At 43.6% G+C, this 16,274-nt stretch carries 10 protein-coding genes; 8 read left to right on the top strand and 2 right to left on the bottom strand.

The genetic code is table 11. From position 1 onward, the window contains the following. Positions 1 to 82: 82 nt before the first annotated feature. Entirely contained in the window at positions 83 to 1,489 is a 1,407-nt protein-coding gene (gene fumC, locus IQ257_RS24580; protein ID WP_193878778.1) for a class II fumarate hydratase, read from the bottom strand. A 133-nt stretch (positions 1,490 to 1,622) separates the two neighbouring features. Then, positions 1,623 to 2,552, bottom strand: coding sequence for a cobalamin-binding protein (locus IQ257_RS24575; protein WP_228060997.1), 930 nt, complete (start codon positions 2,550 to 2,552; stop codon positions 1,623 to 1,625). A 175-nt stretch (positions 2,553 to 2,727) separates the two neighbouring features. Here IQ257_RS24575 and IQ257_RS24570 point away from each other — a divergent pair, with 175 nt between their 5' ends. The 8 genes from IQ257_RS24570 to IQ257_RS24535 all read left to right on the top strand — a co-directional run bounded on the left by IQ257_RS24570 (position 2,728) and on the right by IQ257_RS24535 (position 16,251). Next, on the top strand, positions 2,728 to 4,971 hold the full coding sequence (locus tag IQ257_RS24570) for a TOMM precursor leader peptide-binding protein (protein ID WP_193878774.1): 2,244 nt from the start codon (positions 2,728 to 2,730) through the stop codon (positions 4,969 to 4,971). Between the two features lie 100 nt (positions 4,972 to 5,071). Next, positions 5,072 to 6,508 carry a SagB family peptide dehydrogenase gene (locus IQ257_RS24565; RefSeq protein WP_193878772.1) on the top strand — a complete coding sequence of 479 codons (1,437 nt, stop codon included), beginning with the start codon at positions 5,072 to 5,074 and terminating at the stop codon, positions 6,506 to 6,508. A 225-nt stretch (positions 6,509 to 6,733) separates the two neighbouring features. Then, positions 6,734 to 7,090 carry a hypothetical protein gene (locus IQ257_RS24560; protein ID WP_193878770.1) on the top strand — a complete coding sequence of 119 codons (357 nt, stop codon included), beginning with the start codon at positions 6,734 to 6,736 and terminating at the stop codon, positions 7,088 to 7,090. 166 nt (positions 7,091 to 7,256) lie between these two features. Further along, positions 7,257 to 10,571, top strand: a complete 3,315-nt coding sequence (locus IQ257_RS24555; RefSeq protein WP_193878768.1) for a sensor histidine kinase — start codon at positions 7,257 to 7,259, stop codon at positions 10,569 to 10,571. A gap of 453 nt (positions 10,572 to 11,024) precedes the next feature. After that, on the top strand, positions 11,025 to 11,912 hold the full coding sequence (locus IQ257_RS24550) for a lysophospholipid acyltransferase family protein (RefSeq protein WP_193878766.1): 888 nt from the start codon (positions 11,025 to 11,027) through the stop codon (positions 11,910 to 11,912). A gap of 105 nt (positions 11,913 to 12,017) precedes the next feature. Continuing rightward, a complete protein-coding gene (locus tag IQ257_RS24545) occupies positions 12,018 to 12,263 on the top strand; it encodes a hypothetical protein (protein ID WP_193878764.1) in 246 nt (81 codons plus the stop codon). A 691-nt stretch (positions 12,264 to 12,954) separates the two neighbouring features. Continuing rightward, the gene (locus IQ257_RS24540) at positions 12,955 to 14,331 is read left to right on the top strand and encodes a response regulator (protein ID WP_228060996.1); all 1,377 of its coding nucleotides are present in this window, start codon (positions 12,955 to 12,957) and stop codon (positions 14,329 to 14,331) included. 567 nt (positions 14,332 to 14,898) lie between these two features. Continuing rightward, the gene (locus IQ257_RS24535; protein ID WP_228060995.1) at positions 14,899 to 16,251 is read left to right on the top strand and encodes a response regulator; all 1,353 of its coding nucleotides are present in this window, start codon (positions 14,899 to 14,901) and stop codon (positions 16,249 to 16,251) included. Positions 16,252 to 16,274: the final 23 nt, after the last annotated feature.

The following is a 16,274-nucleotide window of genomic DNA, read 5'->3' as shown; positions in this document are numbered from 1 at the left end:
GTGCGGGGGTGCAGAGGTGCGGGGGAGCTGGGGAAATATTTAGCGGATCAGTTATTTCCGTCACGCTGCACTCAGGCTGTAATCAGGCTTGAGGGCTAATCATCTGTTCTGGTCGTACGAATTGGTCAAACTCTTGACCTGTAAGGAAACCTAATTCAATACAAGCTTGTCGGAGTGTCTTGCGTTCTTCATAAGCCTTCTTCGCAACTTTGGCAGCGCGATCATAACCAATATGAGGGTTGAGTGCTGTCACTAGCATCAGGGAGTTTGTAAGGAAATACTCGATCTGCTCTCGATTCGGCTGAATACCGACGACTAAATGATCGGTAAATAATGAGCACGCATCGGATAACAACCGGATTGAATGCAATAGGTTGTGAATCATCACGGGTTTGAAAACGTTGAGTTCAAAGTTACCCTGAGAACCAGCAAGAGCGATCGCTGTGTCATTGCCAATTACCTGCACACATACCATTGTCATCGCTTCACACTGAGTCGGGTTAACCTTACCCGGCATAATTGAAGAACCGGGTTCATTGGCAGGTAAGATTAACTCTCCTAAACCACAACGGGGACCAGAACCAAGCCAGCGCAAGTCATTGGCAATCTTCATTAATGAGCAAGCCAGGGTTTTGAGCGTACCACTAGCTTGAATGATCGCATCATGGGCAGCTAAAGCCGCGAACTTGTTTGAGGCACTCACAAAGGGCAAGTCGCTAAATTCTGCTACCTTATCTGCTACCCGCACTGCAAACTCTGGATGGCTATTGAGTCCCGTACCTACAGCCGTTCCCCCAATGGCTAACTCATATAAATCAGGCAATGCCCCTTGGATTCGTGCTAGGTTTTTATCGAGTTGGGAGACATAACCCGAAAATTCTTGTCCCAACGTTAGGGGAACTGCATCCATTAGGTGAGTGCGACCAATCTTGACGATATCCTGAAATTCCTCTGTTTTAGCAGCTAATCCCTCCCGCAGTTTTATCACCATCGGCATGAGTCGATGGTTAATCTCCTCTGCCGCTGCAATATGCATTGCTGTGGGAAAGGTATCATTGGAAGACTGGGACATATTAACGTTATCGTTGGGATGAATTGGGTCTTTACTTCCCAGAACTCCCCCGGCTAATTCAATGGCGCGATTGGCGATAACCTCGTTAGCATTCATATTGGTTTGGGTGCCGCTGCCGGTTTGCCAGACGCGCAAGGGAAAATGCTCGTCAAGTTTACCGGAGATCACCTCATCGGTTGCCTGAATAATCAGGCTAGCTTTGCCTTCTGGCAGTTTTCCTACATCTCGATTGACTGTAGCTGCTGCTTTTTTGAGGATGCCCAGTGCCCGAATCATTTCCCTAGGCATCGTGTCATTCGCGATCGCAAAGTGAATCAGGGAACGCTGGGTTTGAGCACCCCAATAGCGATCGCTGGGGACTTCAATCGCGCCCATACTATCGGTTTCAGTGCGTGTAGCGTCTGGGGATGTAACCATGAATTGCACTCCTGTTCGAGTCTGTCGAGGGTTAGACCATTTTGGATGTAACGGGTGAGGCGTCCACATCTTACCCGCAGTCAATCAGCCCAAAGGCTGCATAGGTTAAAATCCTGGCACTACAGAGTAACGCTTATACACTTTCCCAAGGTTCCCACCCAGTTCCTCGATAGCCAAACTCAAATAATTCTGGGTGCAAAATCTCTGCTAAAATTTCCACGGAATCGACCAATCGCGGTCCGGGACGGTTGAAGTATGCATTCCCATCTGTGATATAAACCCTACCATTGCACACCGCTTGCAAATTTGACCACTCTGGACGCAGCGTCAGGGGTTGAGTTTCTTGGCGAGTACGCTCTAAATCGAAACCACAAGGCATGATAATAATAACTTGGGGGTCAGTTTTAACCAAAGCATCCCATTCTAGATAAGGGGAATGCTTGCCCAACGCTCCCAATAAGGAATAACCGCCAGCACTATCGACTAACTCTGGAATCCAGTTGCCGCTTGCCATCAAGGGGTCTGTCCACTCAATCGCTGCCACCGTGGGGCGATCGCTTATTGACAATTTTTGGGTCTTTTGCCGACACGCTTCAATACGAGACTGCAACTGACTCAACACAGGTTCTGATTCTACCCCTAGAGAGTTTGCCACCCGTTCAATATCTGCCCAAACTTCAGCTAAGTGATTGGGTTGCAAGGAAATGATGTCAGGATGACTGCGAATCAGTTCACCCACTGCTTTCTTGACTTCTGGAAAACTAACCGCACAAACATCGCACTGATCTTGGGTGACAATGTGGGTAGGTTGCAGTTGTTCGAGGATGTCGGTTTTGATGGCGTAAATGCTGAGAGCACTTTGCACCAGACTGCGAACATCTGTATCAATTTGGGCACTGGGTTTTTCCGAATTCAATCGTGCCTCAGTGCAAGCCGGTCTGTCTTGAATTTCTGGGGGATAATCGCATTCGTGCGATCGCCCCACAATCGCATCCGTTAACCCCAATGCTGCTACAATCTCCGTGGCACTGGGAAGCAAAGAAACAATTCTCAGGTCAGTCATGTTCAAGTGGCTTCCTGAATAAGTTGCACACACTCTTCAGGGTAGTTGATTATCGAGCCGAAAGACCAGGTTAGCATCATTGATTTGATTAAGGTTGAGCTATTACCACAGAATAGAGGTAAGCTCATCCATCCCCACTCTTTATTCCCCATTCCCTACTCCCCATCTCCCTACTATGATTAACAAACCGAAGTTTAAAAATTACTTTCATGTTGAAATTCTAGATAAAGAAGTTTTTTTACTATCTGAAAATGACTATTTCTTACTCAGCGGTCATCTTTACGAACAAGTAGCCCCCTTAATAGATGGACAGCATACCGTTGATGATATTATCGAGCGGTTGCAAGGACAGGCATCTGCGGCTGAGGTTTACTACGCTTTAATGGTCATGGAGCAAAACGGCTATATTATTGAAGCGAATGATGAACTATCATCGAGTACAGCAGCATTTTATGAGAATTTGAATAGTAATAGCCAAGAAAGTTTATCTCGATTAAAATCAACAAATATCTCTGTTAAAAATTGCAGTCAAATCCCCACAATAGAGTTAACCAATATCCTACTATCCCTCCAAATTGAAATTCAGGAAGAGGGAGATATTGAAGTTGTATTAACTGATGATTATTTAGAGGAGAGTTTAGCCAATCTCAATCAAAAATCATTGCATCTCAACCGTCCATGGATGCTAGTGAAACCCGCGGGAAGAACAATTTGGATAGGTCCGATATTTTATCCTGGAAAAACTGGATGTTGGGAATGTTTAGCTCAACGGCTGCGAACAAACCGTCCTGTTGAAACCTATATTCAGAAACAGTTAGGCAGTTCAAAGCCTATCTCTACTTCAATAGCCTCCCTGCCTTCAACGTTGCAAACGGGACTGACTTTAGCGGCAACCGAACTTCTTAAATGGATTATTCAGGGAGAAAACCAAGAACTTGAAGGGATTGTAGTAACATTAGATGCGATATCTCTCAAGACAGAAAATCACATCTTGGTTCGGCGTCCCCAATGCCCTTGTTGCGGGAATATAGATACTTATAATAAAGAAGCTTTACCGATTTCTATAGGAAGCCGGAAGAAAACCTTTACCACTGATGGGGGACATCGGAGTTTATCCCCGGAAGAAACTCTGAAAAATTACGACCATCATATCAGTCCGATTACGGGAGTTGTCCATAGCTTAAAGCCAAAACAACAGGCTGAGGATAGTGTAATTCACAGTTACTATTCTGGGCATAATTTTGCCATGATGTTTGATCGGTTGTACTTTTTGCGGCAAACGGTACGCGGCAAGAGTGGTGGGAAGGGGAAAACAGATATTCAAGCAAAGGCAAGCGCCCTTTGTGAAGCATTAGAGAGATATTCGGGTATTTTTCAAGGGGATGAAATCAGGCAGAAGGAGAGTTACAGAAGAATGGGGGATGCGGCAATTCATCCTAGTACTTGTATGAATTTTAGTGAAACTCAATATAAAAATCGTGAAGCATGGAACGCGAAATCGCTTCTCAATCAGAAAGTGCCAGAACCCTTTGACGAGGAACGGGAGATTGAATGGACACCCGTTTGGTCGTTAACCTATCACGATTTTAAGTATCTTCCGACTGCATTTTGCTACTACGGCTATCCCAGAGAGGAAAATCCGTACTGTTGGGCAAATTCTAATGGGGCAGCGGCGGGAAATACGAAGGAAGAAGCCATTTTGCAAGGGTTTATGGAGTTGGTTGAACGGGATGGGGTGGCGTTGTGGTGGTACAATCGAGTGAAGCGTCCGGCGGTAGATTTAGCGAGTTTTGATGAGCCGTATTTGCAAGCGGTTATTGAGTATTATCGCAGGATTCATCGGGATATCTGGGTTTTGGATCTCACCACGGATCTCACGATTCCCACGTTTGTTGCTATCTCTAGGCGAACGGATAGAGAAGTAGAAGATATCGTCTTCGGGTTTGGAGCGCATTTTGACGCGAAAATTGCGATTTTGCGGGCAATTACTGAATTGAATCAAATCTTACCCGCTGTTTTAACGATGGATGCTAACGGTAGTACTCAATACCGCTTTGATGATCCTGTAGCAAAGGCGTGGTGGCAGACTGCAACACTAAACAATCAGCCTTATCTGGCTCCTGATGCTAACATTAAACCGAAGGTCTATAGCGATTATGCTCAGATGTGGAGTGATGACTTGCGCGATGATGTGATGACGTGTGTGCAGATTGCTGAAGGGCAGGGTATGGAGGTGCTAGTTTTGGATCAGACTCGTCCTGATATTGGATTAAATGTAGTTAAGGTTATCGCGCCGGGAATGCGTCACTTTTGGAAGCGCTTGGCACCTGGACGGCTGTATGAGGTTCCGGTAAAATTAGGCTGGTTATCAGAACCGTTGCCAGAACATCAGCTTAATCCCTTTCCGATGTTTCTTTAATTAATAGTTTTGTCGTTTTGTCAAGGTGGGCTATACCCCCTATCTCTTTATTAATAAGGGAATTTTAAAATAAGAAGGCTTGATTCTATTGGTTCGGCTTATGCAAAATCCATTTATTCTATCTTTTAAAAATAACATTTCTGTCATTGAAGAATCAAGCGATCGCATAATCATTCAATCACCTCGTATCAAGGGGAATATTCCACAGTACACCCTAACTATTGAGCCGATATCACCTGGACTGTTAGCTGCTATCAAAACGCTTGCCGCTGAAGGTGCAACGGAGGAAAATCTCAGCGATTTAGTCCTTCAGAGCGATGGAGTTTCAGAACTTCCACAGTTTTACTATTACCTCGAACAGTTTATCAAGTGGGGTATGCTTTGCCATACCGTTCTTTGTGAAGGTTTGCCCTTAGCCACTCGGATTCCTATTTACCCGTTGCAGAAGTTCCAGTTGCAAGAAGCAGCAATTGAGCGAAGCTATGCTATATCGCGTTTTGCCTATTGCCACAAAATTGATGAACAGCTAGTACTAGAATCTCCTTTATCTCAGGTAGCGATTATTTTAAAGGGTTGGAAAGGGGCGGCACTGGTTGCTGAACTGGCAAAACCGCAAACCTGTAAGGAACTCTGCACGAAAATACCAGGTATTTCCCAAGAGACAGTACGGCAGTTTTTCAGCCTGTTGTTGAGTAGTGAAATGCTAGGGGAAGTTAGCGAAGAGGGTAAGCTGAAAGAAGAAGAAAGGGAGGCGTTGGTTTCTTGGGAATTTCACGATTTGCTATTTCATGCGAGGAGTCGAAGAGGACGGCATAGTAATCCAGCGGGGAAAACGTTTCGATTCGTAGACAAGATTCCCCAGCCTCCCATGGTGAAACCGAAAGTGTCTGATAACATCATCGAACTTTACCAGCCAGATATCGAGAAACTCAAACAGGACGATTATCCTTTCACCCGGGTTTTGGAAGAGAGGCAGTCAGTTAGACGTTATAGCGATAAACCGATGACTGACAAACAGTTAGGTGAGTTTATTTACCGCTGCGCGAGAAATAAACGAATAGTGGCTAAGGATTATGGGGAATGTACTCATAGACCTTATGCTAATAGTGGTGGTCGTTATGAGTTAGAACTTTATGCGATCGTCAATACCTGTGAAAATCTTGATTCGGGAATTTACCGCTATTGTCCCGAAGCGCATCAGCTTACGCACCTGAGTAGCAGAAACAGTCAGGTAGAAGTGCTTTTAGAAGATGCATATCTGGCAAATGGCAAATCCTGTATGCCGCAGGTGCTGCTTATCTTTGCTGCACGTTTCCCTAGGATTGCTTGGGTTTATGAATCCATTGCCTATTCTCTCATCCTCAAGGATGTAGGTTCCTTGCAACAGACGATGTACCTGGTAGCCACTGCCATGAATCTGGCACCTTGTGCAATTGGCGCTGGAAATTCTGATTTATTTGCGGCGGCGGTGGGGACAGATTATTATGCGGAAACTTCGGTAGGGGAATTCATCTTGGGGAGCCAACCCATAAATTAGCCTTATAATGCTATCTAGGCTACTTTGATGTTAGAGAAACTGTTGTAGAGTTTTACAAAACGTTATATTGTCTGGCACAATGGGTAAATGTGAGAAGCGAAAACTAGCTAGCCTCACAGATTAACCCATTGAGGGTGACGGGAATCAATTTGAGATGCTTGTTATCCGTGTTTGATGGACTGCCACTTTAACTTAACCCATTCTTGTAATTAAGAGGAAATCGAAATGCCTTTGTTAACAAAAGATAGTACCGAAGCACAAAAAGTTTTGTCCAAAATTGTCGCTAAGAGCTGGTTAGATGAGGATTTTAACTCCCAATTCCGCTTGAATCCCAATGCTGTTCTGGAAGAAAATGGGCTAACTCTTCCCAGTGGTGTAGAATTCAGCGTGAATGACCATACTTTGGTGGGGATTGTGACAGACAAAGTTCCCGGTCAGGAAGGTAACGTCGTTTACGAAATGTCGTTGCCTGATAAGCCAGAAGGATTGGCGGAAAAACCGATACAGTCTTGGACTAGTGGAGATAACTCTGATTATCCTGTTTCTGACTGCGAGGAAGGAAGTTGTCGATACACTCTTTGATATTTACAACTGCCTTTTTAAGTAGCGCTTTTCTGTAAAGACTGCACCTGTAAGTGTCAGTTCATCCGCTTTATATTCCTTCTACACTAGGATGGGCAATGCCCACACTACTACTTGCAAGTTTACCTCAAACCATCAGAGTATATGGGCTTCGGCATTTCGTTATATGTTATATTTAGTCCATTTGCACTTGGGAATAAGCCCTAAAATCATAGTTTTGCTAAAGAGGATATTTCTAGCAATCCTGACAATTTACCTCATATTGAGCCTACCATCAAATGTTTATGGTGAAGAATATAACCTTCAATTTGAGCAGATAGGTGTTAACAAGGGACTGTCCCAAAGTTGCGTCCTTGCAATGCTTAATGACAGTCAAGGGTTTCTCTGGTTTGGTACTCAAGATGGACTCAATAAATATGACGGATATCGCTTTACAGTTTATAAATACAATGAACTAGACTTAAATTCAATATCCGATAACTTTATTTTGTCAATCTATGAAGATAAGTTCGGCACAATCTGGATTGGCACTGAGAGCGGGGGACTAAACAAATTTGACCGCCAAACAGAGAAGTTTACTCGGTATACCAATGACCCTGAAAATCCAAATAGTCTAGGAAGTAATACCGTCTGGTCAATCTATGAAGACAAATTGGGTACGCTCTGGGTTGGCACTGATAGTGGAGGACTCAATCAGTTTAGTCGGGAAACTAAGCAATTTACTCGTTACACCTATGATCAAAATAACCTTAATAGCTTGAGTAACAATACTGTCTTGTCAATCTATGAAGACAAATCGGGCACGCTATGGGTTGGCACTGGTGGTGGAGGACTTAATCAGTTTGATCGTCAAACACGGCAGTTTACTCACTATACACATAACCTTGATGATCCTAACAGCTTAAGTAGTGATACTGTCTTGTCGATTTATGAAGACCAAGAAGATACGCTCTGGATTGGCACGAATGGTGGAGGACTCAATCAGTTTGATCGCCAAACACGGCAGTTTACTCATTACCTACACGACCCCAATAATTCTAACAGTTTGAGCGATAATACTGTCAGTTCAATTGTTGAAGATCGATTAGGTAATCTCTGGCTAACAACCAGTAGCTGGTATGGAAATTTCTACGGCACAGCACTCGATAAATTTGATCCCAAAATCAACCAATTTACTCATTACACCCACGATTCAGATAACCCAAAAAGCTTGAGTGAAAACACAGTTGCTTCTATCTTGATAGACAATTCAGAAATATTGTGGATCGGAACAGGTTTCAGCGGTATTGATAAGCTTGATCTAAAAAAAAATAAATTTTTTATTTACCAACAAGAAATACCCAATTATAATAGCTTAATTGATAATCATATCGCATCAATTTACGAAGACATAAGTGGGGGACTCTGGATTGGAACTTTCAACCGAGGTCTGGACAAACTTGACCCTAAAAATGGAAAATTTACCCACTACACACATGAACCCGATAATCCTAACAGCATAAGTAGCAACAAAATCTGGTCAGTCAATGAAGATCAGTCTGGTGTACTTTGGATAGGTACAGGCGGTGGTGGACTAAACAAGTTTGATCAAAAAAATGGAAAATTTACGAACTATACTCATAAGCCAGATGAACTTTATAGTTTGAGTAATAATAATGTGAATTTCATTATTGAAGACAAATTCAGTAATTTATGGGTTAGCACATTCGGCGGTGGGCTTAATAAATTTGATCGCCAAACTAAAAAATTCACTCACTTCACCTATAATCCTAATGACCCTAAGAGCTTGAGTGATAACAGTACAACCTCACTATACGAAGATTATTTAAGTACCCTCTGGATTGGCACTTTCAATGGCGGACTCAACAAATTTGATCATCAAACTGAGGAGTTTACCCAGTACAAACACGACCCAAATAATCCCAATAGTTTGAGTTATGATCGGGTTTTATCAATATATGAATATCCAGAAGGTACGCTCTGGATTGGCACTTACGGAGGTGGACTTGATAAATTCGATATCGCCACCGAAACCTTTACCCATTACACAACAAGAGATGGTCTTCCCAACAACTCTGTTGTCGGCATTCTATCAGATGATAATGGAAACCTTTGGTTAAGCACTGGCAAAGGACTATCAAAATTTAACCCTAAAACCGAAACCTTTAGAAACTACGATGTCAACGATGGGCTTCAGGGCAATGAATTCGATGGAGTGAAAGCCTATGTCAAAACGAAAGATGGAGAAATGTTCTTCGGTGGACTCAATGGCTTCAATTCCTTCTATCCCGACCAAGTAAAAGACAATCCCCACATTCCCCCTATTGTTATCACTGATTTTAAAATTTTCGATAAAAGTGTAAAACTAGACACAGCAATTTCTGAAGCTAGCGACATCAAACTCTCCTACAAAGACGAATTCTTTAGCTTTGAATTCGCTGCCCTCGACTACACCAACCCAAAAAAAAACCAGTACGCCTACAAACTAGAAGGATTTGACAAAGATTGGATTTACTCAGGCATCCGACGCTACGCTAGTTACACCAACCTCGAACCCGGCACCTACACCTTCCGAGTCAAAGGTTCAAATAACGACGGTATCTGGAATGAAGAAGGCACATCCCTCAAAATAACCATTATTCCTCCCCCCTGGAAAACATTGTGGGCGTATAGTCTTTATATTATCACCTTTGTAAGTACAGTTTACGGATATGTAAGATGGAAAATTCGACTAAAAACTACAGAACACGCCCTAGTCAAGGAACGAGAAATAAACGAACTCCGTTCCCAATTTATGTCCTTGGTTTCCCACGAATTCCGTACACCCCTAACCACAATCCTATCCTCTGAGTATATGCTGCAACAGTACAGCAACCAATTGCCAGAAGAGAAAAAACGGAATCACCATCGACGGATTAAATTAGCAGTGGGGCAGATGACGCAACTCCTCGATGATGTGTTGATTGTCAATCAAGTCGAACTGGGCAAACTCAAATATACCCCTGATTCTATCGATTTGGTAGCATTTTGTCGCGAACTCGTAGACACATTTCAAGGGAATGCCCCCAAATACACCCTTATCTTTACCAACCAGTGCGACTGTGCCGACGCCCAAATGGATGAAAAACTCCTAAGGCATATTTTTACCAATTTGCTCTCCAATGCCATCAAATATTCTCCTGAAGGATGTAAGATTCATTTCGACCTGATGTGTACAGACTCAAACGCAGTTTTCCGCATTCAAGATAGCGGTATTGGCATTCCACCTGAAGATAGAAAACACCTCTTTGATTCCTTTCAACGTGCTAGCAATGTCAGTGGCATTCCAGGTACAGGACTGGGACTGTCTATTGTTAAAAAAAGTGTAGACTTACACGGCGGTGGAATTACTGTTGATAGTGTTGTTGGAGTAGGAACAACCTTCACCGTGACACTACCCTTGCAGAGAGAACTAGCTAATACCGATGGTGGTACTGGGTAATAAGCCATTCAAGCAATAAAAGAGACTCGCAAGTTCACCAAACTTTTACAGCAACTTCATCGTTACTCTACCCAAAACGGCTGTCCAGACTCCAAACTAGTTAAGTAAGGGAGCTTAAACGCAGTCCAACGTGGTCGTTATTCTCCTGTTTAGTGTTTAGGTTGTTTGGGAATCCCCCTAGTTAGGTCTGAGATGCCTGCCAAGGGGATTTTTTTTGTCAATTGCAGACGAAAGGAGACACAAGTATAGATAAGTGTACTCCCAGTACTGCAAGGGATACCTCTCCCCTAGCCCCTCATAGCATCAATTCACTGGCGATTCATCGGTTCGGCTGACGCTCACCGGCAGCCTCACACTGACTCGAAGAAGTGCAGATGTGGGGCTTCTCGCCGATTAAGCTAAATTCCAGTCAAAATAAACTAATCAGCAAACCGTAACTTAACGTTAACCTTCATGAATGCCAGCAAAGCCTCTATCCAGCGACTGGGTTGGTCACTAGAGGAGCGAGACCCCCGAACGATTGAATCATTGATGCCCATGTGGTCATGGTTTTACCATCATTACTTTCGAGTAAAAACCGATGGTTGGCACCATATTCCAGCTCAGACTAAAGTATTACTTGTTGGCTCCCACAATGGGGGACTAGCTGCCCCAGATATGTCGATGATGATGTATGACTGGTTTCGGCGGTTTGGCACAGAGCGTCTGGTCTATGGTTTAATGCATCCCCACGTTTGGAAAGTCTATCCAGAACTGGCGCAGCTAGCGGCTCAAGTTGGAGCGGTGATGGCTCATCCTAAAATGGCGATCGCTGCTTTCCGGAAAGGTGCTAGTGTCCTAGTGTATCCAGGAGGGGCGCAAGACTTGTTTCGTCCCTATCACCAGCGCCAGAAAATTCATTTTGCAGGACGTCAGGGATTTATCAAGCTAGCTCTTTGGGAAGGCGTGCCGATTGTGCCAGTCATTTCCCACGGAGCACACGATACTCTATTTGTTTTAGGTGATTGCTACGAACAGGCACGGCAACTGCACGAGTGGGGAATGCTGCCGTGGTTGTTTGGTATTGATCCACAAGTCTTTCCTATCTATCTAGGTCTACCTTGGGGATTGGCAATTGGACCTTTGCCCAATATTCCCTTACCTGTAACGATGCACACTCGTATTTGTACCCCAATTGTCTTTGAGCATTATGGTCGCACTGCCGCCAGTAATCGTGATTATGTCAATGCCTGCTATCAAAAAGTCTGCTCTCAGATGCAGTGCGAGCTAGACCGTTTAGTCGAGGATATTGAAGAAGGAAAAGAGGCTGGAAACCCAAACCCCAAGACAAATGACGAATGACCAATGACAACCGTCACCCATAAAGTTTAAACCCGTGCCGACCTACTCAATAAGTTGTTGTTTATCCTCTCATCCTGTGCTAATCTGAGTGTTTTCAATGGAGCAATGGCAAAACGGACTCAGATAAGTCTTCGCATAGACAGCAACTTGCTCGGGGCAATTCGCGCTAAGTGTGCTGCCGAAAACCTTACCCAGACTGAATTTATTACAAATGCCATCAAAGCTGCTTTAGATATTCCCCTTGCCCCGACTAATGTGGCAGAAATAGACACACGCATCTCTACCCAAATCGAACCGATTCGGGAGGAGTTAGCTCGCTTGAGAGCAGCGTTGGGGGAATTAGTAGCCTGAGGGTTGAAAATCAAACTCTCAGGCTACAACTTCAAAAGTTATCTGATCTGGAAACAATTTGCGCTCGCATTCTTGGCAATTTCCAAATTGGCAGGAACGCGCCTGCTTACAAGGCAGCGGAGAAAGTACTCAATGAGTTAATTAAAGAGTTAGGCAGTTATTAACACGACTTTGCTTAGGCATGGTATAGTAGTAGACTATTACCGATAGATTCAGTCGTACCTGTGATTGGGGCGACGAGTGCGCAAGTAGAAATTGATTTTCACTTGCTGGGGTCGTTATGTGTACAATACCCAGATAGACCGCTGACATCGTGAGGCGACGGTGAGCGGAGCTTAGAAAAAATCACAAAATTCTTGAAAGAAGATTAATAGAAGCTCTACAAAACTTGATACAAGCTTCACCCAATTCCTCGCGATCGCGTCTAGGATAAAGATCGCATCTACATCAGACGTTAAAAATTAATCCCCTAGTCTGTGCATATTTAGGCAGGGCGTTTCGTACAAAACAAGCAGTAAGGTTGGCTTTTCTGTACTCAGTACAAATCCACAGGAGTTTTTAAGTAATTAGCTCCATCGAAAAGCCTCCTTGTCAACCAGGGCTTATGACTTAGTTATTTCTGCATGGCTGATTGTTGAAGGTTACAATTCAGCCAAACTTTACTCCGGCAAATATCTTGACTAGACAATTTATGAAAGATCAAATGCAGCCAGCTATAGGGTATTCCCAAAAATGGTCGGAATGTCTTAGCGCCATGGCACCACCTATCTCGACTCATGAGCTAGCTACCCCTGACGACCTAATCAACCAGATTCTCTCTAGCACTAACCAACAATTTACAGGTCGATGGGATATCGAAAATTCCCAAAATCAATATTGGAGCCTTTATTTTTCTGACGGTTTAATCTGCGGTGGCAGTGGGATACATCCCGTTCGCAGTTGGTATCGTCAACTCTCTCGGCATTGCCCACAGCTAATTAGCGAGGCCGCTACTCAAACATTAAACTGTTTCCAGCAGTTGAACTATGACTCCTTAGCCGAACTGGTGAAACAGGGAAAACTTCCCCAGGCGCAGGTGGCAGTCATTATTGAAAGTTGCGTCACAGAGATCCTGTTCGATATTATTCAACAGTTGCAACAAAATCGCTATCGGTCAAAGTTACGACTCAGCTACAGTCAGATTCACCAAGACACCATCGATTCAGCCTTGGTGATGACATCTGCTGAACGAATTTGGCGGCAAGCTATGCAGTTTTGGGAAGCGTGGCAAAATGCCGGTTTAATTGATATTTCTCCAAACGTAGCCCCCAATATTTTACAAGTGGAGGAATTACAGCGACAAACTTCATTACTATCTGGTGGAAATCTAAGTGCTTTAGTAGATGGGATTCAGCTCTTTAAAGATTTAAAAGGATTTCAGCAGCAAAGTTCAGATACGTTCTACGATAACCTGATTACTTTTGCAGATGGTAATTGGACATTCAGGGATTTAGCGGTTAAATTAAACCGAAGTCTGTTGCTTTTAGCTCAACAAATTTTGCCTTACACCCACCAAGGCTTAATCGGACTCATTGAAGTTAAAGACTTGAGCTTTACGATTGAGCTACCTTTAACCTCTAGCCCTGAATATAAGAGAGTTACAACTCCAGCCAACTCAGTGCAACCTAAATCAACTTATCCCCTAATCGCTTGTATTGAGGATAGTCAAGTCGATATCTTGATTATGAATCAAGTTCTCACCCAGGCAGGTTATCAATTCATCAACATTCAGGATCAGGAAAAAGCTCTATCACAACTAATCTCCCATAAACCCGACTTGATTTTCTTAGATTTAGTCATGCCGATTGCCAATGGCTATGAAATCTGCGCTCAAATTCGCCGCGTTCCATTTTTCAAAGATAAACCTGTGGTTATTGTTACCGGCAAGGACGGTATCATAGACAGAGCGCGAGCCAAGATAGTCGGCGCATCAGATTTTATAACAAAACCAATCAGCCGGGAAAAGCTGCTGAACGTTTTACAGACCTATTTGCCGACTTTAATGCCTGCTCAGTCCCAAAAACAATAAATGTCTATTTCTCGGTCAGTCTCTTAAATAGATTTTCATCTTGTCGAAATTAATAAATACCTCGACAGACCTATCACACCAAGGTGATAATTACAACGAGCCGTCCTACTTTTATTGCTCTTGTCCCTAGACAACACCAAAAAAATAAAAGTCAAGCGTGACTTAGGATTTATGAACACTAGGCTGACAGTTGAAACGTTAGTTGTTATACTTTGAATCATAGGTTAGTCTCACTCCCAAGAGCAACGAGTCTTAGGGTAAAGACTAACACTATGAGAATGCAAAACTCTGTGATCGCGCTGGGTGTTAAGCGGTGCAACACATCTACCAATGCCTCCTTCCAGCCGTATTGAATTAATATAACAGAGACACGCCTAGTGAAGGCAGACTCGTTTCAGGGTAGTATCAAATATACCCGGTAATTTTTGGTCGAATTTGTTACTGCAAACCCAGTTTTTTAGTCCTTTGTTCCGGCACTGGGAATATAGCCAGTCTTTTTGCCTCAACGCATTTGAGCCAAACTCGCTGTGTTTATCTTGATATAAGCTCTGAGTTTTACAAAAAATAATGGTGATTGATGTAATTATTTCCGGTTCTAAAAACCCTGATTTATCGCTCATGCTTGCTCCTTCATCTGTTGGCTCAGTCGAATGGCCAATCGCCAGAAATGATGTCATATTTAGCACCGAAGAGCTGTTAAAGCGAATTCAAGATTGTGCTAACCAACAATTTACAGGTCAATTAGATGTATCTGTTTCAACTCCCCAACACCAGAAATGGAGGCTGTACTTTAGCTTAGGGAGTTTGATTGGTTGTGGTAGTGTTCGGCATCCGATCCGCCGTTGGTATCGTCAGCTTTCTCGGCATTGTCCCCACTTAATTGTCGATGCAATTGGGCAGGAAGGCGCAACCCTTCAATGTCGAAATTATGAATGCTTGGCTGCCCTCGTAAGAGAAGGAAAAGTAATGCTGGGACAAATGGCAGGACTTCTGGAAAGTCATGCCACCGAACTCCTGTTTGATATTATCCAAGCCGGGGAACTATTTGGCTATCGTTCAGGGTTAAAACTCACATACAGACAGATTCCAAACAACGTCATTGATTTTGGCTGGGTTGTGATTCGTGTTGATCAAGTTTGGCAGCAAGCCCTTGAGACATGGCAGGCTTGGCAGCAAGCCGGTTTAAGCGACTATTCACCCAACCAAGCTCCCGTCATCTTGCAAGCCGAAAAATTGCGTCAGCAGACTTCATCAATTGCCTATCAAAATCTCACAATCTTAGCCGATGGCAAGCAAGCCCTAAGAGATCTAGCCATCAAGTTAAAACAGAACCCTTTACCTCTAACCCATTCCCTTCTTCCTTACATCCGTAGTGGATTAATTGGCTTGATTGAAATTGAAGACTTAAGCATTACTGCTGAACTTCTCAAAACTACTGACAGCAAACAGGACTTGGATGAGGCAATAAAGAAGCAAGATAACGGCAAAGTTTCACTCAACCCCTCTATCCCCCTACCTTCCCCATCACCCGCTCTACAAACTGCTCCTCTAGTGGCTTATATCGATGACAGCCGTATTGATAGCCAGACGATGGGTAACGTTCTATCCAATGCTGGCTATCGCTACATCAATATTCAAGATTCGGTACAAGCTCTAGTGCAGCTACTCGAACACAAACCCAACCTCATCTTTTTAGATTTGGTCATGCCCGTAGCAAACGGCTATGAAATTTGCTCCCAAATTCGCCGAGTTTCAGTATTCAAAAATATACCTGTAATTATTCTCACAGGTAATGACGGAATTGTAGACCGAGTGCGAGCCAAGGTAGTGGGTGCTTCTGGCTTTTTAACTAAGCCAATTACTCAACAAAAAGTGTTGAGGGTTTTGTACAAGTACATACCAGTTACTAAGCCTTCTTAAGGCAGGGAGATGGGGAGCTGGGG

This window comes from Coleofasciculus sp. LEGE 07092, assembly GCF_015207375.1.
GTDB lineage: Bacteria > Cyanobacteriota > Cyanobacteriia > Cyanobacteriales > Coleofasciculaceae > LEGE-07092.
The sequence above is the reverse complement of the archived record's forward strand: the minus strand, read 5'-3'. Positions and strand labels throughout refer to the sequence as shown.

Coding starts and splice junctions, on each gene's coding strand:
- IQ257_RS24565 (WP_193878772.1), top strand. CDS start 5,072: ATGCAAAATCCATTTATTCTATCTTTTAAAAATAACATTTCTGTCATT.
- fumC (WP_193878778.1), bottom strand. CDS start 1,489: ATGGTTACATCCCCAGACGCTACACGCACTGAAACCGATAGTATGGGC.
- IQ257_RS24535 (WP_228060995.1), top strand. CDS start 14,899: ATGGTGATTGATGTAATTATTTCCGGTTCTAAAAACCCTGATTTATCG.
- IQ257_RS24550 (WP_193878766.1), top strand. CDS start 11,025: ATGAATGCCAGCAAAGCCTCTATCCAGCGACTGGGTTGGTCACTAGAG.
- IQ257_RS24540 (WP_228060996.1), top strand. CDS start 12,955: ATGAAAGATCAAATGCAGCCAGCTATAGGGTATTCCCAAAAATGGTCG.
- IQ257_RS24545 (WP_193878764.1), top strand. CDS start 12,018: ATGGCAAAACGGACTCAGATAAGTCTTCGCATAGACAGCAACTTGCTC.
- IQ257_RS24575 (WP_228060997.1), bottom strand. CDS start 2,552: ATGACTGACCTGAGAATTGTTTCTTTGCTTCCCAGTGCCACGGAGATT.
- IQ257_RS24555 (WP_193878768.1), top strand. CDS start 7,257: ATGTTATATTTAGTCCATTTGCACTTGGGAATAAGCCCTAAAATCATA.
- IQ257_RS24560 (WP_193878770.1), top strand. CDS start 6,734: ATGCCTTTGTTAACAAAAGATAGTACCGAAGCACAAAAAGTTTTGTCC.
- IQ257_RS24570 (WP_193878774.1), top strand. CDS start 2,728: ATGATTAACAAACCGAAGTTTAAAAATTACTTTCATGTTGAAATTCTA.